Raw genomic sequence first — 21,167 nt, forward strand, 5'->3', positions numbered from 1 at the left:
GAGAACGCCGAAGGCCACGCGAATGCGGAGCCACCATTAAAAAATCAATCGAGGTTCCGCATTCGTGTGGGCTCTCCGATCTTTGAAAAGCCACGGCAGGAGACTGCGCGGGCTCCAAAGTGTTGGCCGAAGGCCGGAAATCGAGACCATCGGGCTCCGGAGATCCGTCACGGGGATCCGGCATCGCGTCTGCGGCGCGAAAGAGTTTGGGGCAGCAGCAGCCAAGATCTTCGCCGCCCCTATTCCACGAAAACCCTGACACTGGCGGCGCGACCGGCGGCGTCGATCACGGTCAGCGTCGAATAACCCGCGCCATCCGGCGTCCATTCACTGGTGCGGCGACGGGACAGCTCGCTGAGCGGCTTGCCGTTGGCAAGCCACCGGAACGGCGCACGGCCGCCCTGAAGCTTCAACACAAGCGGCGAAATATCTCCCGATTGCGCGCCGAGATCGACGCGCGCGCCTTCCGGCGGGTAGACGATCTGCGGCGCCGGCTCTCGCGTCGAGGCGGAAACAAGCCCGCTCGCGGTCATCGAGAAACGCCTCTGGCTGATCGGCAGCTCGGCCTGCGCAATGCGGACGGCGCCCGATGGCGCCGACGGCAGCGGCGTGATCGGCACGCCGGATTTCGAAAAGGCCTCGAACAGGATCGGTGCCGCCGTCTGGTAACCCGCAATGCCCGGCACTGCTCCGTTATCCGGCCGTCCAACCCAGACGCCCAGGACGTAGCGCCCGTCGAAGCCGACCGACCAGGCATCACGATAGCCGTAGCTCGTGCCGGTCTTGTAGGCGATGCCGAGCCGGCGGCTGCCTTGCGGCGGCAGGACGTCCGAGAGAATGTCGGCGACGTTCCACACCGCCTGCGGCTCCAGCAGCGGTTCGCCGTCGATCATGCTGGGCTGATCCTCGATACCATTGCCGATCCGCATCGGATTGCCGCGATTGGCGAGCGCCGCATAGGCCTGCACCAGATCCTTGAGCGTAATCCCGACACCGCCGAGACCGATCGCAAGACCCGGCGCCTCGTTCGCCGGCAGGACCGGCCGCACATCGGCACGGCGGAAACGGATCATCAGCCGCGACGGGCCGACGGCATCCAGCAGCCGCACCGCCGGCACATTGAGCGACAGCTGCAGCGCTTGCCGGACGCTGACATCGCCCTGATAGGTCATGTCGAAATTTTTCGGCCGATAACCGAAGAAATCCGCCGGCCGATCCTCGATGATCGTTTCCTGCGAAACCAGTCCCTGCTCGAAGGCGAGGCCATAGATGAACGGCTTCAGCGTCGAGCCCGGCGAGCGGTTGACCCGCGTCATGTCCACCCAGCCGGAGCGGCTCGCATCGAAATAATCGGCCGAACCGACCTCGCCGACGATCGCACCGGTGGTGATGTCTGCCATCACCATGGCAACGGAAACCTTAGGGCTGAGCTTCACCGAAGCTTCCCTCGCGACCTGCTCCAGCCCCTGCTGGATGTTGCGTTTCAGCGTCGTCTTATGCTGCTCGATCTTCGGCTGTTTGCGGATCGCCGCTTCGGCGAGATGCGCAGCATAGGCCGGCAATTGCAGGCGGCGCCTCGGGATACCTTCGCCCACCGCCCGCTCCGCCTCGCCATCGCCAGTGACGGCGGCGACAGCCGAACGCATCAGCACCCGCTCGCGAGCCGCCTGTGCAATCTTGAAATGCCGGTCCGGCCGCCGGCCTTCCGGCGATTGCGGCAGGGCGACGAGAAGGGCTGCTTCCGCCACCGTCAGCCGCCGGGGTTCCTTGCCGAAATAGGCAAGGCTCGCAGCCCGCACGCCCTCCAGATTGCCGCCATAGGGCGCATGGGTCAGGTAGAGTTCGAGGATTTCCTGCTTGGACAGCCGCCGCTCGATCTGCACGGCGCGGACGAGCTGGCGGAGTTTGGCTGCGACCGACCGGCTCTCGCGCGGTTCGATCAGCCGCGCCACCTGCATCGACAGCGTCGAAGCACCCGAGACCACATGGCCATTGGTGACGAGTTGCAGCACGGCACGGCCGAGTGCCCAAGGGTCGACGCCGGCATGCTCGTAGAAACGCTGGTCCTCATAGGCGACCAGCATTTTGAGGAACCGCGGATCGACATTCTCGACCGTCGTGCGAAGCCGCCAGCGGCCTTCCGGCGTCGCAAACGCACGCAGCAGCTCGCCATCCGCATCCAGCACTTCGGTGGAAACCACCCGCGCCCTTTCGAGCGGCGGCGGATAGGCCCTGTCGGCCGCTTCAAGACCGACGATCAGCCCCGCCGCAGTGACGAGGCCGATCACCAGACCGATCGAAAGTTTCCACCTGAGCTTCATCTGGGCGAGCTGCCGCTTACTGGGCGGCCAGCACCTCCATCTTGCCCATTGCGGTACGGGCTGAGAACTGCGGACGGTACATGTCCTCGACCTGGGCAGCCGGATGATCGTAGACGCCGGGGGTTACGGCGCGGACCACATAGGCAAGCGTGATCTCGCGGTTGTCGCCGGCGCTCCGGTCGAAGGCCGCGACGAAACGGTCGTTGCGGAACTCGGTGTGGGCCGCCTGCACTTCCTCGATCCAATCGAAGTTCGTAAGGCTCGCGCTGTTGACGATGCTCGGATTGTCGATCTCGAAACCGGCCGGCAGAAGGTCGGTAACGACGATGCGCGACGGCCAGCTATTGCTCTCGGTGATCGTGATCACCGCGACATAACGCTGGTTCTGCTGCGCTTCGCTGACATTGGCCTCCTCGCCGTCCATCGAATAGTAGGTGCGGGTGATCTGGAAACCGTCGCCACCGGCCGGCAGCGGCTGAGCCGGGGCCGCGACCGTGGTGATCGAGGCCGACAGCGGATCGGCGCTGTTGTTCTTGACGGTCAGCGGATGGCCGATCAGCGCATCGCCGGTCATCTGCGACATCAGCGTGCCGCGATGATCGGCACCGTTGACCTGCAGGCGCAGACCGTCGTCACCATTCTGCAGCGCGCGGGCGGCGAGCAGCATCCAGGTCTGTTCCTGGGTGCTGGTATATTTCTTCTGCCCCCATTCCTTGGCGACGATGGTGGCAAGCGCCGGAACGATCGGCGGCACCGGACGGCTTTCGGCGGCAAGCGCCAGGACCGCGGCACCGTCACGCAAGGACGAGCCATAATCCGAACGCGACAGGCTGACCCGGTGGATCTGCGCGTCCTGCGACATCTGCAGCGAGGCCGCGAAGATATTCCGCGACCGCTGGGCATCGCCGTAAAGTGCCAGCGCCGCAGCAATATGCGCCTTGGCGAGCGGCGTCGGGAAGTCGTTCAGCATTGTATCGGCGTAATAGCGCAGGTCGCTGATCGCGGCCTTTCGGTTGCGGGCGAGCACATAGAACGCATAGGCGATCTCGTTGCCCTGATCCTTGACGTTGTTGGTGAAGCCGAGCGAGTTCTGCAGGCTGTCGAGGGCCTGGACGAGCGCCTGTTCCGGCACGTCGTAGCCCTGCTCGCGGGCCCGGCTGAGGAAGTCGCTCACGTAGGAATCGAGCCAAAGATCGCCGCCGCCCGGGCCCCAGAGGCCGAAACTGCCGGCCGAGGACTGGTAGGACAGCACGCGATAGATCGCATCCTGGACCCGCTTCTTGACCTCCGTATCGTCGGCAAGGCCGTTCTGCACCGCCATCTGGCTGAGATAGAGGAGCGGCAACGCGCGGCTGGTCGTCTGTTCGGCGCATCCATAGGGATACCGGCTGAGGCTCATCAGCAGTGCCGGAATATCGAAGGCGGTGGAGCGGCTGACATTCACGCTGATCGAGGCGCCCGGCAGGATGCTGTCCGCGAGCAGGTTGGCATCGACCGTCACGCTGGCGCCCGGTTTCAGCTCGACGAGCCGCTGTTGGGTGATCGGCATCGCGGCCGGCCGCACGGGAATATCGAGCACCTGGTCGAGCGACATGCCAGACGCATTCGAAAGGCGGACCGAAATCGACCCGTCGCCCGGTTCGACACCGCGAAGCGCAAGCGTGACATCCGACTTGCCGCCGGCGGCGAGCGTTATCTTCCCGGTCCCCTTCTGATCGACGGCGACCGGTCTGTTGGTGGTGATGGCAAGCTGGTAGTCGCCAGCCGGCGCATCGGTATTGGCGATGTCGAGCCTGAGATTGGTCTGGTCGCCAGGCGCCAGGAAGCGCGGCAGGCTGGCAGTCACCACGACCGGATCGCGGATCACCACATCCTTGACGCCATGCCCGACGCCGGTCTTCGACCAGGCGACCGCCATGACGCGCGCCGTGCCGTTGAACTGCGGAATGTCGAAGGAGACATTCGCCTTGCCCTGCGCATCGAGCTTCACCGGACCTGAGAAGAAGGCGATCAGCTTTTCCTTGGGCGGGCTGCTCTGCAGCGCCGTGCTGCCGCCGTCGCCGCCGGTGCGCAACCGCCCGGTGGCTCCGAGCGAACCGTCGATCAGACGGCCATAGAGGTCACGGATTTCGAGGCCGAGGCGGCGCTGGCCAAAATACCAGTCGTCCGGCGCCGGAGGCTGGTATCGCGTCAGATTGAGAATGCCGACATCCACCGCGGCAACGGTCACATAGGCGTCCTCATTGGCGCCTGCTCCGGCAACCTGCAGCGAGATGTTGAGCGGCTGGCGCGGCAGCGTCTTTTCCGGCGCGGTGATCGACACCTGTAGATCGCGGCTTTCGGGATCGACCTTCAGCCAGGTGACGCCGATGGCGCGCATCGGCATGCGGCTTTCCTGCGCCTGGCCGGGACGATAAAGCGTCGCGGTCACATAGGAACCGGCGCCCCAGGCCGCGGTGACGGGGATCTCCACCTCACCGCCATCTGCGCCGATGCTCGCGGTCTTGACCGCAATCAGGCTCTCGGAACCCGACGTGATCATCAGCTCACCGGCATATCGCGACGAGATCTTGAGCTTGGCCGTCTCGCCGACCTTGTAGCTCTGCTTGTCCAGTGCGATTTCCAGCGCATCCGGGGTTTCGGTCGAGGTCGCGGTCACGAACCAGCCGGCATCGAATTCGACGCTGGACGTGGGTCCGCCGATATCGGCAGTTTCGACCTCGAGCCGGTAGCGGCCCCACTTGACCGGAACGGAAACCTTGCCGCCATCGGCGGTGACATTCACCGTGCCGTTGGCAGCCTGGCTGGTGCGGGTCACCGGCTCATATCGCCAGGACGAACCGTCGCGATACCACTGGTAATCGCGATCGATCTTGATCAGCTTCCAGGGCAGGTTCTGCACCGCCTGCTTCTTGCCGGCCGCGTCCACCATGATCACGGTGAAATTGCCGACCGAATTCTCGCCGAGATCGCCGGAGAATTCAGGCTTGATGCCGATCCGCGCACCTTCTGCCTTGACCGGCAGGGTGATCGAACGCTCGATGGCGCGGCCGCCCGCCTCCTGCATGCGCACCACGATATCGGCGTTGACAAGCTGCGTCGTGGAGGGCGCTTCGGAAACGGTCGCGTCGAAGACTGCCTTGCCGTCGTCGTCGAGCGGTTCGAGCGCCTCCAGCGGAATGCGAACCGCTTCGCTCGCCTCTTCATCGACGAGGCCGAACTGGTAGCCCGGGAAGGCCGGATTTTCGCGCGTCGTCTTCAGCGCGATTTCGCCTTCGAGATTGAGGCCGGCCGCCGGCGCTCCATAAAGATATCGGCCGTCGATGTTGACCGGCACCGGCTCCCCGACCGCGATCTGCTTGGCATCGCTGGTCATGTCGAACTCGATGCGATCCGGCACGAAGTCATCAACGAGAAAGGTCTTTTCGCCGATCGCCGAACCCTTGGGATCGGTGAAGATCTGCATCGTCCAGGTGCCGCGCATCGAGGTGGCCAGCAATGGCAGGTCGAGCGTGTAACCGCCGAGCAAACCGTTGTTGACCATACGCCGATCCTCGACGCCATCCGGCCGCAGGAAAACGAAGGTGAGCGGCAGGTTCTCGATCGCCGTCGCATCGATATTGCGGGCAAGCGCCGATGCATGCACGGTTTCGCCGGGCCGGTAGATGCCGCGTTCGGTCCAGGGCAGGATGTCGATCGCACCCGGCGCCGGGCGCCCCGTGACGCCGCGGTCGGACAGGTCGAAGCCGGCACGGGCCATGTCGAGGAAGACATAGTCCTGGCCGTTGTTCTGCGCGGCGAGCACGGCCGGCACCATCGCCGCCGTGCCGCGCATCAGGCCGGCGGTGAACACCGCGCGGCCATCCGCATCGGTTTTCGCCGTACCGAGGATTTCGTTGTTCTTGGCGAGAAGCTGCAGATCGACGCCGGCCATCGGCTTGGCGCTTCCGAGCGAGCGGGCAAAGACGTTGAGGCCGTCGGTGCCGGCATAGGTGGTGAGGCCGATATCGGACACCACGAACCATTGCGTCGCCTTGGTATCGTATTCCTGGCTCGTGGCATTGGCGGCAGCCGCCGTCAGCATGTAGACGCCGGGCTTGCGGGTCGGCAGAGCCTCGTCAACGGGGAAGCTGGTCACCACGTCCTTGTTGAGGTCCTGGGCGATATCGATCGTGCCCTGCCAGACCAGTTCCCCGCTCTGCTCCTCGATCTGGGTGGCGTTGTAGCCATCCATCTGGGTCAGGAACTGAGAATTGGCGAGCAGCGGGGCAATGCTGCGGTCACCGACGCGGTAAAGCTTCAGATTGGCCTTCTCGGTATTGACCGAGACGATCGGAATGCCGCGGCGCGCGGTCGACGGCAGCACGAAACTGTCGCCGGTGAAACGCACGGTCGCCGAGCGGTCCTTGACGTAGACATCGATATCGACCTGAGCAACAAGCGGCTCGTCCACGGAAGACGGCAGGCCACGGCGCAGCGACAGCTTGTAGCGCTGGCCATGGGTCAGGCCTTCGACGCAGATCTGGTTGTCCTTGGCTTCCATCGCCTTCGGCGCCTGGCCGTTGAGCACGACGAAGGGCGCATAATCGACGCCGATCTTCACCAGCGGTTCGGAGAACTGCACGCAGACGCGCGGATTGGCGCTGTCGGCATCGACCGTATTGCCGGTCATGCGGAAGCCCTGGCGCTCGCGCAGGTCGTTATAGGCGGCCTGCACGGTGCGGGCATTCACCAGCGCGAGGCTTGCCTTATAGGCGTTGAGCGCGGCGCGGTAATTCTGCTGCTTGGCGAGCGCAGCGCCGAGAACCGCCAGCGCATCGGCACGGGTCTGCGTGGTGCGCGAAAGCTGGTAGCCATTGACTGCGGCAAGCGTGCCTTCGCCATCGGCGGTGCCGTTATTCTTGGCGGTGCCGGCGGCGCGGGCAAGCTCGATCCACAGCGCACCGTCTTCGGGGATGATCGAAAGCGCACCTTTGAAATTGTAGATCGCCGTATCGACGTTGCCGGTCAGAAGCTGACCCTGGGCGATCGTCTTGAGGTTCTCGACGCCGTAACCCTTCTGGTTGTCGCCAAGCGTCAGGCCATCCTTCTGATCGCGCGCCTGCTGGAGAACTTCTTCCGAGAGGAAGGACAGTTTCGGCGGGGCGCCGATATCCGGTTCAACCGCCGTTACCACGATCTTGCCGGCCGTCGCGCCCTGGAACGGGTTGAGCTGGCTGTAATCCGACTTGAGGAAGCACCATTTGGCCTTCTCGTTATATGTGAAAGCCTTGCAGGCATTGTCGCCGATGCAGGCCGCTTCGCATTGGGGCTGGCTGACATTTTTCACGGTTCTCAGATCGAAACCGAGATAATCGCTGTTCGGAGTGCTTTCGATCCGCCGGTCGGCCGCAGTCAGCGGCGAGACGAGAGCGAATGCGGAAACGATGAGAGCGAGAAAGCCGAATAACGCGCGCCTAGACATTGAAAGTCCCCCCGTGGCTGCAGTCGGAAGTTGGCAGTTTTCTAATCTATCCCGTGACTTGTCAACGAGCCTCGCAACCTCTTTTCATGAAGAGATTGTCACAAGACGAATGTCGTGCCGGAAAGGATCAGGCCATCAGTCCGGCAGCGGTAAATCCACCGTCTACAGCAAGGATTTGGCCGGTCACGTAGGAGGACTGCCGCTCGTCGACGAGGAAGGCGATGGCCGTGGCGATCTCCTCCGGCCGGCCGTAGCGGCGCATAGGCACGGTGCGGTTCCACTCCTCGCGCGTCGCGGCCGTGTGGTTTTCCTTGACCATCGGCGTCTCGATCGGTCCCGGCGCGATGGCGTTGACGCGGATCAGGTCGTCTGCGAGTTCGACGGCCATGATCTTGGTGAGCGTCACCAGCGCGCCCTTCGATGCACCATAGGCGGAACGGCCGAGATTGCCCTTGATGCCGGAGACCGAGGCAATGTGGACGATCGAGCCGCCGCCGTTTTCCCGCATGATCGGCGCCAATGCTTGCGACAGCGCAAACGCGCCGACGACATTCACCTCGTACATCCGGCGAAGCTGATCGGTCGTGGTATCGGCAAAACGCACGTTCGAACCGATGCCGGCGCTGTTGACCAATGCCTGCAGCGGGCTGTGGAGCGCCTGGCACCGCTCGGCAAGATCCGCGATCGCCTTCTCGTCGGTAATATCGAGGAGAACGGTGGTCAGGAGGCCGGCGCGATTGCCGAGCCGGTCCGTCAGCCGTTCGAGCGCTTCGGCATCGCGGTCCGCGGCCAGCACATGCCAGCCGGCCTCGATCAGAAGCTCCGTCGTCGAAAGGCCGATACCCGATCCCGCACCCGTGACGACGACGCTTCGCATGTTCAGCTCTCCCGGTTTTCGATGATGACCAGTTCGAAGGTGACGCCGACCGGGTTGTCGCCACGCGCCAGCCGGCCGTGATAGATCACGCCGTCCGTATCGACGACCGCAGCATCGATCGACGCCCGGATCCCGTCCGGGGTGTTTTCGAGCACGCCGTTCTCGATGGCGATCTCGGTCGCGAGGCAGACAATCCGGCGCCCATCCTCGAACACGGGCTCGTTGATGCTGCCGATGCCGTAGATGCGGGCACTCTCGATGCCGTGTGCCCGGCAGACGTCTTCGATCGCCATCCCGACATCCTCGTTCGGGCGTACCCGCAGCAGGATGCCGTTGCCCTCGCCGCTCTCGCCCTTGGCGGAAAACAGCGTGAAATTCGTTTCCGGATCGGGGATCGACGAAAAGGTCGCCGTGGCGCTGCCATACCCTTTGACAGCGATCGGCCGGCTGACAATGCTGTCGAAGGGCAACACATGCCCCATGCGCAGAGCCCCTTCGCCCGTATCCCAGATGCCGTGGCAATGCAGGAACGGCGCGCCATCCCGTTCGCCGACCATTGCGGTCGCGGTCAGGAACCTCCCTCCCGCTTCCGGCGCGAAAGTGGCGCTGTACCAGGCTGCATGGTCCTCGTCCGGAGAGAAGGCTGGCAGGACATACCGGAACGGATCGCAGGCGCCGCCCTCGATATTGAGGAAACCGCCCTTGCAGCCCGCCTCTGCGAAGATACGCGCCACCTCGGCCATGAAGACCTCGCCGGGCCGCAGGACGCCCTCGACCGGCTTCAACGCGGTTCGCACCGCCTCACGCCTGATCGGCGCGATGGGACCGGGATGCTTGAGCTGGCGCAACGCCGGTAGATCATTAGCCGGCTTATTGTCGAGCTCGCCGCGCGCCTGCAGCTCTTCGCGGATCATCTTCTTGGTGATCTTGCCATAGGCGGATTTCGGCAGCGCATCCCAGAAGATGAAACGCTTCGGCATCTTGTAGCGGGACATCCGGCCGTCGATGAAGGCGAACAGGTCCTTCTCGGTCACCGCCGAACCAGGATTGGCGACGCAGACGGCCACGCCGACTTCGCCCCAGAGCGGATCCGGCACACCGAGCACCGCCACTTCGCTGACTGCCGGATGGGTGAGGAGTTTTTCCTCGATCTCGCGCGGATAGACGTTCGAGCCGCCGGAAATATACATGTCGGAGGCGCGGCCGGTGATGTAGAGAAAACCCTCCGCATCCATGTGGCCGAGGTCGCCGGTGCGGAACCAGCCGTTGCGGAACGCCTTCTCGTTGGCCTCCGGATTGTCGTAATACCCGGCAAAGACCGCCGGGCCGATGCAGCAGATTTCGCCGGTCTCGTAAGGCCCGACCTCCTCGCCCGCATCGTTCTGGATCGACACCTGCATGCCGGTGCGTTCCATGCCGCAGGTACCGATCCTGGCCGCCTCGCCGTCCTCAGCCGAATGCAAGACCGGGGGCAGGACCGTGATCGCGCCGGTCACTTCGCCGAGCCCGAAATATTGCACGATCACCGGACCGAGGCTTTTCAGCGCCCGCTTCTGGTCCTCGCGATACATCGGCGCGCCGGCATAGATGACGTAGCGCAGCGAGGAATGGTCGTATTTTTCGACAGCCGGATGCTCCACCAGCAGTTTCAGGATGGTCGGCACGGTGAACATGGTCGAGACGTGCCATTTTTCGATCAGTGCCCAGGCAGCGTCGATATCGAACTTTTCCGTCGGCAGCAGGATGGTCTTCACCCCATGCGCCACCTGGGTAAGCTGGTGGACTCCCGCGCCATGCGACAGAGGGGCGACGACCAGCGCCGCATCGGCGGAGGTCACGCCCGGCATCAGGTCGCAGAGATGGTTGTTGATCACGAAAGCCATCTGTCCGTGGGTCAGCACCGCCGCCTTCGGCCGGCCCGTCGTGCCCGACGTGAAGAAGAACCAGCAGGGATCATCCCGTTCGACGCGCGCTTCGGCCGGCTTCCTGCCATGGAATTCGTCGACAACGGCATCATAGGACGGCCCGAAATCCGATTCGCCTATGGCAATAACGAAACCGATCTCCGGATTGTTCTCCCGCACCACCCGCGCGTGATCCGGAAACGAGGCGTTGCAGATCAGGCCGGTCGCGCCGCTCGCCTTGGCGAGATAGGCGACCTCCTCAGGAGTCTGCCGGAAATTGGTCGGCACCCAGACGGCGCCGATCCGGAAACAGGCGAACATGCTCTCGAACATCTGGTTGCAGTTCTGCGACTGAACCAGGATGCGGTCGCCCTTGCTCACCTCGAAACGCTGCTGCAGCGCCGCAGCCATCGCGTCGATGCGTGTCTCGAACTCTTCCCAGGTCCACGTCTTCTCGGCCCAGACCAGCGCGATGCCCTGCGGTTCGCGACGCATCGCCTGCGTGACGAAACGGGCAAGGTTCATCACCCGCGTCGAACGGGGGCTCAAGCCTCCCTTCGGTTCGGCCTGATCGCCGACGGCAACCGAGGTCGTCGCATTCATTTCGTCCGCTCCAGGATCGACACGTAGTTGGCGACGGCAGCACCGCCCATGTTGAAGACACCGGCCATCGTCGCCTTCGGCAGCTGCATCTCGCCTGCATCACCGCAAAGCTGCATCGCCGCCATCACGTGCATGGAGACGCCGGTCGCGCCGATCGGGTGTCCCTTGGATTTCAGCCCACCGGACGGGTTGACCGGCAGCCGGCCATCCTTGCGGGTGATGCCCTCGCGGATGACGCGATAGCCCTTGCCGGGTTCGGCAAGCCCCATCGCCTCGTATTCGATGAGCTCGGCGATGGTGAAGCAGTCATGGGTTTCGACGAAGCTCAGATCGTCGAGCGAAACGCCCGCCTCCGCCAGCGATTTCTGCCAGGCCATGCGCGCGCCTTCAAAGGCGATCGGATCGCGCCGCGACATCGCGAGGATATCGTTGACGTGATTGTGCGCCTTGAAGGCGACGGCGCGCTTCATACCGGCCGCGACTTCGGGCGAGGCGATCACCAGAGCGGCCGCACCATCCGAAACCAGCGAGCAGTCGGTGCGCCTCAGCGGCGCCGCCACATAGGGGTTCTTGTCGGACACCGTGTTGCAGAAGTCGAAGCCGAAATCCTTCTGCATATGGGCATAGGGGTTCTTCATGCCGTTCGCGTGGTTCTTCGCCGCGATCATGGCGAGCTCTTCCGAACGGTCGCCATAACGCTGGAAATAATGGCTGGCGATGCGTCCGAAGAGACCGGCGAAACCGCCTTCGACATCCGCCTCCTCCTCGCGGTAGGAGGCCGACAGCAGGATATCGCCCGTCTCCTTGGTGGGCAGCGCCGTCATCTTCTCGGCACCGACAACCAGCGCGATCTTGCCGCGCCCGGCAGCGATGAAATCGAGCGCCGAATAAAGGGCCGCGGAGCCCGTGGCGCAGGCATTCTCCATCCGCACGGCCGGCACATGATCGAACCCGTCGGCCGCCATCGCCACCAGGGCGCCTTGAAAATCCTGCTTGGAAAAGCCGTTATTGAACACGCCGACGAAAATGCCGTCGACATCCTTGGCCGTGATACCGGCGTGTTCGAGGGCCGGATTGATCACCTCGGCCATCAATTCCCGCGTCGAGCCCGCTTCGGACTTGCCGAATTTCGAATGGGCCCAACCGACGATCTGTGCTCCTGCCATGACCTTCTCCTTCGTTTCAAACACGTTCCGGCGATTTGGCCGGCGATCTGGCCGGCGATCGAGCCGGCGCTCGGGGCTTTGCCGGCTGCGACGGGCTCCGCGCCGTGGATTTCTCGGAATTGAAAAGCATCTTCAGCTTGCCCTGCACCCGCTCGACCTCCTGGCCGAGCTGGGCCGCAAGCTCCTTCTGGCGCGCCTCACCCATGCGGCTGTCGATCGCGGCAATCGACAAGGCCCCTGCAAGCCGCCCGTCGGGTAGCAGGATCGCCATGCCGATCCCCCAGGAATTGGCTATCACCCGCCCGGGATTGAGCGCGTAGCCGAGTTCGCGGGTGCGGACGACGTCCTCGCGGATGATATCCGTCGAATAGCCGGGATACTGGGCGGTAATGACGCCTTTGATCCGGCCGAGGATGGCCTCCACCTCCGCATCCGGCAATGCCGCCAGCATGGCGAGCGAACCGGCGCCGACGCCGAGCGGGTTCTGGTCGCCGGTGAGCAGCGCATGGGTGCGCACCGGATGGGTGCCCTCTTCGCGATGCAGACAGACGGCATAGTCGTCCCGCCGCATCGACACGAAACTCGTGTCGGCGGATTTGCTGGAAAGCCGCTTGAGGCTTTCGCCCGCCATTTCCAGAAGGCCGTGCCGGCGAGAGGCCAGCATGCCGAGTACGTAAAGCTCCCCGCCGAGATAATACCGGCGGCTCAGCTCGTCCTGCTCGACGAGGCGGGACCGCATCAACGCCATCAGCAGCCGCCGGGCGGTGGGTTTGTTGAGGCCGCTATCGGCAACCACATCGGCGAGCGCCACACCCTTTTCCGCGCGGCGGCCGACGATGGAGAGAAGCTGCAGCGCCCGCTCCACCGCCTGCGAGCCGGAAACGGCACCTTCCCGAAGACCCGGCAGGTTTTCGATCACTTGTTCCATATGCCGCTTCCTACCCGACGCATGTCCGCCACCGATCAGCTCAATGACTTGCCGATGGCCTTTTCGAGAATGGCCCAGGCCTCGTCGCCATATTTCGCTTTCCAGTCCTTGTAGAAATTGGCAGCGCGCAGCTTTTCCTGGAAAAGCGCGCCGTCGGGCTTGTTGAACTTCATGCCCTTGCCTTCGAGTTCTGCCTGGACGGTGGCGTTGAGGCCCATCACGTCCTTGCGCTGCAGCTCGGCGGCGGCGTTGAAGTGCTTCGAAACGATCCCCTGCAAATCTGCCGGCAGCGCCTGCCAGGAGCGGCGATTAAGTAGGATCCAGAAACCGTCCCACATGTGGTTGGTCATCGAGACGTATTTCTGCACCTCGAACAGCTTTGCCGTGGTCAGGATGGCGAGCGGGTTCTCCTGCCCGTCGACGATGCCGGTCTGCAGAGCCGTATAGGTCTCCGCAAAGTTGATGCTGGCAGGCGCCGAACCGAAGGCGGTGAACATTGAGGTCCAGAGCGGGCTCACCGGCACGCGGATCTTGAAGCCTTCGAGATCCTTCGGCTTTTCGATCGGTCCCTTCGACGAGGTGATCTGCCGGAAACCGTTGTCCCAGATCTTGTCGAGCGTCAGCAGGCCCTTCTTCTCGATCTCGGCGCGAACATATTTGCCGAGTTCGCCGTCCATCGCCGGCCAGACCTTGTCATAGCTCGGGAACGCAAAACCGACGCCGTTGAGCGAGGCGTTCGGCACCAGCGTCGACAGGATGATCGGCGACAGGCTGAACATTTCGACGCCGCCGGAGCGCACCTGGTTCAGCATGTCGGTATCGGCGCCGAGCTGGCTCGACGGGAAGATGTTGATCGCCATGCGGCCACCGCTCTCCTCCTGGATCTTGGCGACCGCCTCCTTCGCGCGGACGTTCATCGGATGCGTCAGCGCCTGGTTGTTGGCGAACTTGTAGGTGAATTCGGCGGCGTTTGCCGGCCGTGTGCGGATCGAAAAGGTGGTGGCGATGCCGGTCGTGGCCGCGCCCAAAAGAAGCGTTCTGCGATTGACGTTCATGAAATCCTCCTCCGATTTCAGTTCCCAGGTCTTTTTGGTCTCACGGCGTTCAAAGGAAAACCGTCGAGAAATAGGGCACGGCCGCGATCACCAGGAGGCCGATCATCAGCGCGCCGATATAGGGCCAGATGGCCTTCATGGCGTCATCCGGCGAGACATTGCCGATCTTGCAGGCGATGTAGAAACCGATGCCGATCGGCGGCGTCATCAGGCCGATATTCATCGCCGTCACCACCACCATCGAATAGTGGATGTCGTTGATACCGAGCGAACGGGCGACCGGAAACATGATCGGCGCCATCAGCACGATCGCCGGCAAGCCTTCCAGCACGCAGCCGAGCACCATGAAGATCAGGATGGTGACGCCCATGAAGGTCATCCATCCACCCGGCAGGCCCTGGACCGCCTGCACAAGCTGCGCCGCGAACCCGGTCTGGGTCAGTGCCCAGGCCATGGCGGACGCGGCCCCCAGGATCATCAGGATCGCGCCGGAGAGTGCCGCCGTTTCCACGAGCATGGAATAGAGCTTTTTCAGGCTGATGCCGCCATAAAGCGTCGCACCGATGATCATCGCGTAGAGAACGGCGATCGTCGAAACTTCGGTCGCGGTGGCAATCCCCTCGCCGACGGCGGTGCGGATCAGGAAGGGCAGCACCAGCGCCGGGGCGGCGACCAGAAACGCCTTCTTGATCACCGAGAGCGGCGCACGGCGAACGCCGGCCATGGATTCATGCCGCGCCTTCCAGCGCGCCAGGATCGCAAGCACCAGAAGCAGAACCATGGCAATCGCGAAACCGGAGGTGAACAGCCCGGCGATCGAAACGCCGGCCGCGGACCCGAGCACGATCAGCACGATCGATGGCGGCACGGTTTCCGCCATCGCCGCGCCCGTCGCAAGCAGTGCAATCATTTCCGGCGGCTTGTGACCGCGACGCTTCATCTCCGGAAACAGCGCCGGCGCGACCGTCGCCATGTCGGAGACTTTGGAGCCGGAAATGCCGGACACCAGGAACATCGAGCCGAGCAGGACATAGGACATGCCGGCCCGGACATGGCCGAGCAGCGATGCCAGAACCTCGACGATCGCCCTGCCCATGCCGGTCGCATCAAGCACGCAGCCGAGCAGCACGAAGATCGGCACCGAGAGCAGGATGATGCTCGACATGCCCTCGTCCATGCGGCCGATCATCACGAAGACCGGAACAGAAGTCGTGAACGTCAGAAATGCCAGCGTCCCGAGGCCGAAGCAGAAAGCGATCGGCACCCCGAGAACCAGGAACAGCGCCACGAATCCGACGAGGAAGATCGGAATGTTCCAGTTGCCGATCTGCTTCAGGCTCGGCCCGACGAGCCAGAGGAGCGCCGTCACGGCGGCGATGACGACTACGGATATCGCCACCTGCCTGAGGTTCGATCCCCTCAGCGCATTGACCACCGCGAGGATCAGCATCAGCCCGACGCCGACCGGCAGGGCCGCGGCTCGAAAGCTCATCGGAATATTGAGCGCCGCCGAGGTGATGTAGGATTCCTCGATCGCGTATTCGTAGGCCGGCCGCAGCATCACGCCGAGGAAGAGCGCCATCAGTAGCAGGGCCAGCGTATTCGCCAACCCGTGGAGCTTCTCCGGCAGCATGCCGACGAAAAGCGTCAGCCGCAGGTGTTCGCTGCGGTCGACCGCCATGGCGGAGCCGAGCATGGCGAGCCAGAGGAAGGAGATCGACGCCACCTCGTCGATCCAGACGATCGGCAGCGAGAAAACATAGCGGGAAATGACCCCGGCCAGCAAAAGCGCGATGATGCCGACGAGAAGTGCTGCGGCAACCGCCTCCACCGGCCGCATCCAGACGGAACCGCTCTGCTGCGGCGCCACGCCTTCGAGGCCGGCGAGCAGCGAAGCCTCGTCCATGGGCTCGATCGTATTATGGGCTGCCGTCACACATCATCCTCCTCTGTGCCGCGAAGCGGACAAACGGAAGAAACGCTCCGGATAATCGCGAGCCAGGCCGCAAATCCGGGCGGACCACGCCCCTCTCCGGCGCGACCGCTTCTCCTCCCGACGTCCGGCTCCTCCAGCCATCCGCAGTGGTCCATTATCTGGATCTTATTCTTCTTCAAGTTGCCGGAGTTTGCTGAAGACCGGCAGATTAGGCAAGCCTAAATTTGCCGCCAAAGCAGAAAACTTTAAAACCGATCCACATCATGGATCTCGTTTCCGCGGACCTGCAATTGTCTCAGTTCAAGCTGCCGGACACCGTCACATGCAGCCCGCCGTCAATCGGGAGCTCGACGCCGGTGATGTATTTTGCCTCGTCGGACGCGAGGAAAACCGAGGCCCAGGCGATGTCCCAGCCGTCTCCCTGGCGTTTCATTGGCGAAAGGGCGTCTCTTTTGGCCTTCATCTCCTCGGTGGAGCCATAGTAACCGCTGATCTGCTTCTGGATGTGCGGCGTGTCCATCACCCCCGGCAGAATGGCATTAGCGCGGATGCCCTTGGCCGCATATTCGATCGCAATCGCGCGTGTGAAGTGGTTCAGCGCCGCCTTCGATGCATAATATGAAACGTATGGGTAGCCGGTCCATCGGATGGAGGCGAGCGACGAAATATTGATGATCGCGCCGCCGCCCTGCTTCTCCATGATCGGCAGAACGGCCTTGCAGGTGAGGAACGCGCTGGTCAGGTTGACGTCCATCACCTTGCGCCAGCTTTCTTCGGTTGCCTCGGCCGCCCCGCCCGGCAGGTTGATGCCGACATTGTTGTGCAGCACGTCGATGCGGCCAAAGCGTTCCATCGTCGTTTCGACGACGGCGGCAATATCAACGGACTTGGTGACGTCGGCGGCAATCGCCAGGCCCGTGCCGCCCTCGGATTCGATGACGTCGACCGTGTTCCTCGCCGCATCGAGATCGACGTCGACGCAGACGACGCTGCCGCCCTCGCGGGCATAGGCGACGGCCGCGGCCTTGCCGTTCCCGAAACCCGGGCCGACTGAACCGGCGCCGAACACGAGAACGACCTTATTCTTCATGCGATCCATAACTGCTCCTCCGAGCCACCCTCCCCGGCGACTCGAAACAACTTACGGTGCGGTTTCCATCCGGTCCATGTTCAATCGCGGACAGAAGCTGTTCGAAAAGTACCGGACTGCTCCGAATTGCGAGATATCCGCGGCTTTTTTTGGCGATGCGCAATGAAAAGAGTTATTTCTCGTCTGCTGGGCCCGCATCGAATGCGGCTCGAGCGAGATATCGGGCGTGATCACGGACATCCGTCGGCCAACTCTCCGTCAGCTCCTTGAAGCGATCCTCTTGCCCGGCATAAAGCGCCCTCGCCGCGTCCTCATATCCCGGCTGATCCCCGCCGAGTGCCCGCATGAAACGGTCGGCGGCCTCCTGACCCCGGCGCCTGTCATCTCCCGAACTGCTGGCTGCACGCGCCGCATCGACGAGCTTGCGCAGAGCAACCGAGGCCCCGCCCGGCTGCTGGCCGAGCCATTCCCAATGCCGCGGCAGCAGTGTCACCTCGCGCGGCACCACGCCAAGCTTCGGCCGTCCGGGCCGCCGTTCCACCGGCTCGACAGGCTCCACATTGTCCGTGGGAAGGCGGCCGAGACAGTCTTCGAGTGTGCCGCGGAGATCGAGATCGACCGGCTTTCCGGTCGCATCGTCGAAGACCAGAACGCTTTCACGGCCGCCGGCCCTGATCGCCGTCACGACCTCGGCCGGTGAACCGCCCGCAATGCGCTTGTCGCCTCGAAAAGCGGTCCAATGAAAATCTGCCATCTGCTCCCTCTGTATTGAGGAGCCGATTTACCCGGGTAAAATGAACCCGTCAATCCGGATCAGGCGGTCCGCTGTCTGAGGCGCCCCAAACCGTCGCGAAGATGACCAGCCGCGCGGATGATCGCCCGCCGCGACGCCGGTTCGACAGTTCTTGCGATCACCCAGGCGGCGAAGAGCAGGGCAGCAACCAGGACGAGGGCTACGAGCCAGCGGTTCTGTTCCGTACCGAAACGAGCAAACACCGCGTAACCGATATTCTGGTGCAGCAGGTAGAGCGGATAGGTGAGACCGCCGAGCCCGATCGCCAGGGTCTGAGAAATGCGCAGCGACGGGGCCGTAGCGCAGACCGCAACCGCTGCAAGCGCCAGCGGCCCGATCAGCGCGAGCCCGACGGCGCTGCGGCTCAGCCCGTATGTTGCGATGAAGTCCGGTTCGGTCAGGAAGGGTGTGGCGATTGCCCAGCAGACGGCGGCGGCGAGCACGCAGTGGCTCGAAAGGGACGCATGCTGCCTCACCTTGTAGAGCGCCAGGCCGAAAGCGAAATAACCGGAATATTCCGTAATCAGCAGTTTCTGGATTGCGCCGCTGCCGATCAAGGCCTCGTTGACGATCGAAATCGCCAGCCACGCCAGTACGACAACGCGCCAGCCGCGCTCGAAAAGGCCGGTGGCGATCAACAGGAAAACCCAGCCGTAGAAGATGATCTCGTAGGCGATCGTCCAGTAGGCGCCGTCGAGGAAGGGCTGGCCGAGGCCGCGTGAGATGATCACCCCATGCGCGAGCCATTGCCTGACCGTTGGCGGATCGAGGGTCGGCACATGCCAGACGGCGAGCACGACGGCGGTAATCGTCGCGCAGACGATGAAGGTCGGCCAGAGCCGCGCGAAACGCCCGGCGGCGAAATCATAGGCCGAGCGGCCTTCGGCCGACATGGTGATGACATAGCCGGAAATGGCGAAGAAGATCAGCAGGCCGGTATCGAACCACATGGCAAGGGGTGCGAGTTCAGGAAAGCCGATGCCACCGCCCTCCCCGGAAATCCGCATGCGGAAACCGTAATGGAACGTCAGCACCATCAGCGCCGAGACGAGGCGCAGGATATCCAGGTTCAGCAGCCTTGGCATCTTCGGGGCCGTCATCCGATCCTCGGGCGTAAAATAGCTTAAGCCGGACCCTATCGCACCTGCCTTTGGAAAAGGTGAATCCTTCCTCGAGAATATGAGCGGTTCGGGCTGGCCAGCCTCAGGGGACGCAAGGACTTCCCTTTCCTTGACGAATATCGTTTCCTATCAAATTCATGACGGGACCCATGGACAGTCCCGAGGGAGGTTTCGATGTCGGTTTTTCTCTGCGGCGCCTGCGGCACTTCTTTCGAGGAAGCGCCGGAAGCGTGCCCCATCTGCACAGACGAGCGGCAGTATATACCGCCTTCCGGCCAGGCCTGGACGACGACGGAAAAGCTTGCACAGACGCACCGAAATTCTTGGGCGCAGCTCGAACCGGAACTGTTGGCGATCCAGACCGTTCCCGCCTTCGCCATCAACCAGAGGGCCCTGCTGGTTCGCACACCGGCGGGAAACATCCTTTGGGATTGCATCGCGCTCCTCGACGACGCGACCAGGGCGATCGTCCAGTCACTGGGCGGCCTCAGCGCCATCGCGATCTCCCATCCGCACTATTACACGACCATGCAGGATTGGGCCGCCGCCTTCGACGCGCCGATCTATCTGCATGCCGCGGACAAGGAGTGGATCTGCCGTCCGTCGGATCATGTCCGGCTGTGGGACGAGGACGCGCTCGTGCTTTCATCCTCCGTCACGCTGGTCCATGGCGGCGGACACTTTGCCGGCGGCACCGTCCTGCATTGGACGGGCGAAGACGACAAGGGCGTGCTGCTGGCCGGAGATATCGTTCAGGTCACGCCGGGCACCGACCACGTCTCCTTCATGTGGAGCTACCCCAACATGCTGCCGCTCAGCGCCGCTGAAGTTGCCGATGTCGCAGAGCGGCTGGCACTTTGGCCTTTCGAGCGGATCTACGGCGCCTTTTCGCACCAGAATGTCCGTCAGGACGGACAGGCGATCGTCGCCCGCTCCGCCAGGCGTTATATCGACCGGCTCTCCAAATGAAGAACGCGCGGGCTTTGTGCACCCGCGCGTCCGATAATCCCGAAAACCTGATCGCTTATTTCAGGCCGAGCAGCTTCTTGGCATTGCCCTCGTAGATCTTCTGGCGAGTGGCGTCGGAGATGTCCATGTTGTCGAGAACCTTGATGGTCTCGCGAATGTACATCGGGCCGCCTTCCGGATCGAACGGCGCGTCGGACGCGAAAAGCACCCGGTCTTCGCCGAAGAATTCGATGGCGTGCTCGATTGCCTTGGTCGAACCGAAGCTCGCCGTGTCGGCATAAAATTCCTTGAAATATTCGAGATGCGGACGCTCGAGGGCCTTCAGCACGACCGAGAGGTCGCGGTCTGACGTGCGCTTGCCCATCTGGTCCCAGCCGGCACCGACGCGGCCTTCAAAGAAGGGCACCATGCCGCCGGCATGGTGGGTGACGACCTTGAGACCCTTGTACTTGTCGAAGATGCGCGAGAACACGAGGCGCGCCATTGCCGCCGAGGTTTCATACGGCCAGCCGAAGGTCCAGAAGATCTCGTATTCCGAACGGTCTTCGGTCAGGTAATCCGGGAAGTTGGCGCCGCGCGACGGATGCAGAAAAACCGGCTTGCCGGACTTTGCCATATATTCGAAGAAGGGCTCGAACTGCGGCAGGTCAAGCGGCTTGCCGCTGTAATTGGTGAAGATCTGGACCGCACAGGCGCCGAGATCTTCGACGACCCGCTTGGTTTCCGCCATCATCCATTCCTGGTTTTCCATCGGCACGGTGGCGATGAAGGCCGGGAAGCGTTCCGGATATTTTTCGCAGAGTTCCGCCTGCGAGTCGTTGCCGATCCGACCAAGGTCATAGGCGCGCTCAGGCCCGGCCAGCTTTTCGAGCGGGGGGAAGCGAGCGACAGGACCTGCTGGTAGTCGCCGCCGAACATGTCCATCACCTGGAAACGGCGG

General features: G+C 63.4%; 12 protein-coding genes and 2 pseudogenes. 1 reads left to right on the plus strand and 13 read right to left on the minus strand.

Translation table 11 applies throughout. The features are described 5' to 3' along the window. Positions 1 to 239: 239 nt before the first annotated feature. The 12 genes and pseudogenes from pbpC to LZK81_RS21735 form a co-directional block, all read right to left on the minus strand. On the minus strand, positions 240 to 2,321 hold the full coding sequence (gene pbpC / locus LZK81_RS21680) for a penicillin-binding protein 1C (RefSeq protein WP_233954634.1): 2,082 nt from the start codon (positions 2,319 to 2,321) through the stop codon (positions 240 to 242). A 16-nt stretch (positions 2,322 to 2,337) separates the two neighbouring features. Further along, positions 2,338 to 7,785 (minus strand): alpha-2-macroglobulin family protein, encoded by a 5,448-nt coding sequence (locus LZK81_RS21685; RefSeq protein WP_233954635.1) that lies wholly within the window; start codon positions 7,783 to 7,785, stop codon positions 2,338 to 2,340. A 127-nt stretch (positions 7,786 to 7,912) separates the two neighbouring features. Next, positions 7,913 to 8,662 (minus strand): SDR family NAD(P)-dependent oxidoreductase, encoded by a 750-nt coding sequence (locus LZK81_RS21690; RefSeq protein WP_233954636.1) that lies wholly within the window; start codon positions 8,660 to 8,662, stop codon positions 7,913 to 7,915. Between the two features lie 2 nt (positions 8,663 to 8,664). Continuing rightward, on the minus strand, positions 8,665 to 9,405 hold the full coding sequence (locus LZK81_RS29345) for a PCC domain-containing protein (RefSeq protein ID WP_326491515.1): 741 nt from the start codon (positions 9,403 to 9,405) through the stop codon (positions 8,665 to 8,667). Positions 9,406 to 9,540: 135 nt separating this feature from the next. Beyond that, a pseudogene (locus LZK81_RS21700) lies at positions 9,541 to 11,169 on the minus strand (acyl-CoA synthetase); the annotation flags it as partial. Further along, on the minus strand, positions 11,166 to 12,335 hold the full coding sequence (locus LZK81_RS21705) for an acetyl-CoA acetyltransferase (protein WP_233954637.1): 1,170 nt from the start codon (positions 12,333 to 12,335) through the stop codon (positions 11,166 to 11,168). The gene LZK81_RS21705 and the pseudogene LZK81_RS21700, both read right to left, overlap by 4 nt. A gap of 16 nt (positions 12,336 to 12,351) precedes the next feature. Beyond that, the gene (locus LZK81_RS21710) at positions 12,352 to 13,263 is read right to left on the minus strand and encodes an IclR family transcriptional regulator (RefSeq protein ID WP_233954638.1); all 912 of its coding nucleotides are present in this window, start codon (positions 13,261 to 13,263) and stop codon (positions 12,352 to 12,354) included. A 35-nt stretch (positions 13,264 to 13,298) separates the two neighbouring features. Further along, positions 13,299 to 14,318 carry a TRAP transporter substrate-binding protein gene (locus tag LZK81_RS21715; protein WP_233954639.1) on the minus strand — a complete coding sequence of 340 codons (1,020 nt, stop codon included), beginning with the start codon at positions 14,316 to 14,318 and terminating at the stop codon, positions 13,299 to 13,301. 49 nt (positions 14,319 to 14,367) lie between these two features. Next, entirely contained in the window at positions 14,368 to 16,224 is a 1,857-nt protein-coding gene (locus LZK81_RS21720; protein WP_233956658.1) for a TRAP transporter large permease subunit, read from the minus strand. A gap of 325 nt (positions 16,225 to 16,549) precedes the next feature. Then, positions 16,550 to 17,353: an SDR family NAD(P)-dependent oxidoreductase gene (locus LZK81_RS21725; RefSeq protein ID WP_233954640.1), complete on the minus strand. Its 804-nt coding sequence runs from the start codon at positions 17,351 to 17,353 to the stop codon at positions 16,550 to 16,552. A gap of 163 nt (positions 17,354 to 17,516) precedes the next feature. After that, complete coding sequence (locus LZK81_RS21730) at positions 17,517 to 18,098, minus strand: DUF2239 family protein (protein WP_233954642.1); 582 nt, start codon at positions 18,096 to 18,098, stop codon at positions 17,517 to 17,519. A gap of 59 nt (positions 18,099 to 18,157) precedes the next feature. Beyond that, positions 18,158 to 19,237 carry an acyltransferase family protein gene (locus tag LZK81_RS21735; RefSeq protein ID WP_233954643.1) on the minus strand — a complete coding sequence of 360 codons (1,080 nt, stop codon included), beginning with the start codon at positions 19,235 to 19,237 and terminating at the stop codon, positions 18,158 to 18,160. Positions 19,238 to 19,432: 195 nt separating this feature from the next. On the opposite strand from LZK81_RS21735, the gene LZK81_RS21740 reads away from it, so the two are divergent. Then, the gene (locus tag LZK81_RS21740) at positions 19,433 to 20,227 is read left to right on the plus strand and encodes an MBL fold metallo-hydrolase (RefSeq protein ID WP_233954644.1); all 795 of its coding nucleotides are present in this window, start codon (positions 19,433 to 19,435) and stop codon (positions 20,225 to 20,227) included. Between the two features lie 55 nt (positions 20,228 to 20,282). Here the strand turns inward: LZK81_RS21740 and LZK81_RS21745 are convergent. Beyond that, positions 20,283 to 21,149: pseudogene (locus LZK81_RS21745) on the minus strand (amidohydrolase family protein); the annotation flags it as partial. Positions 21,150 to 21,167 lie beyond the last annotated feature (18 nt).

Source organism: Neorhizobium galegae (assembly GCF_021391675.1).
In the GTDB taxonomy this organism is placed as follows: domain Bacteria; phylum Pseudomonadota; class Alphaproteobacteria; order Rhizobiales; family Rhizobiaceae; genus Neorhizobium; species Neorhizobium galegae_B.

Coding starts and splice junctions, on each gene's coding strand:
- LZK81_RS21705 (WP_233954637.1), bottom strand. CDS start 12,335: ATGGCAGGAGCACAGATCGTCGGTTGGGCCCATTCGAAATTCGGCAAG.
- LZK81_RS29345 (WP_326491515.1), bottom strand. CDS start 9,405: ATGGCCGAGGTGGCGCGTATCTTCGCAGAGGCGGGCTGCAAGGGCGGT.
- LZK81_RS21730 (WP_233954642.1), bottom strand. CDS start 18,098: ATGGCAGATTTTCATTGGACCGCTTTTCGAGGCGACAAGCGCATTGCG.
- LZK81_RS21735 (WP_233954643.1), bottom strand. CDS start 19,237: ATGACGGCCCCGAAGATGCCAAGGCTGCTGAACCTGGATATCCTGCGC.
- LZK81_RS21715 (WP_233954639.1), bottom strand. CDS start 14,318: ATGAACGTCAATCGCAGAACGCTTCTTTTGGGCGCGGCCACGACCGGC.
- pbpC (WP_233954634.1), bottom strand. CDS start 2,321: ATGAAGCTCAGGTGGAAACTTTCGATCGGTCTGGTGATCGGCCTCGTC.
- LZK81_RS21710 (WP_233954638.1), bottom strand. CDS start 13,263: ATGGAACAAGTGATCGAAAACCTGCCGGGTCTTCGGGAAGGTGCCGTT.
- LZK81_RS21685 (WP_233954635.1), bottom strand. CDS start 7,785: ATGTCTAGGCGCGCGTTATTCGGCTTTCTCGCTCTCATCGTTTCCGCA.
- LZK81_RS21720 (WP_233956658.1), bottom strand. CDS start 16,224: ATGGACGAGGCTTCGCTGCTCGCCGGCCTCGAAGGCGTGGCGCCGCAG.
- LZK81_RS21740 (WP_233954644.1), top strand. CDS start 19,433: ATGTCGGTTTTTCTCTGCGGCGCCTGCGGCACTTCTTTCGAGGAAGCG.
- LZK81_RS21690 (WP_233954636.1), bottom strand. CDS start 8,662: ATGCGAAGCGTCGTCGTCACGGGTGCGGGATCGGGTATCGGCCTTTCG.
- LZK81_RS21725 (WP_233954640.1), bottom strand. CDS start 17,353: ATGGATCGCATGAAGAATAAGGTCGTTCTCGTGTTCGGCGCCGGTTCA.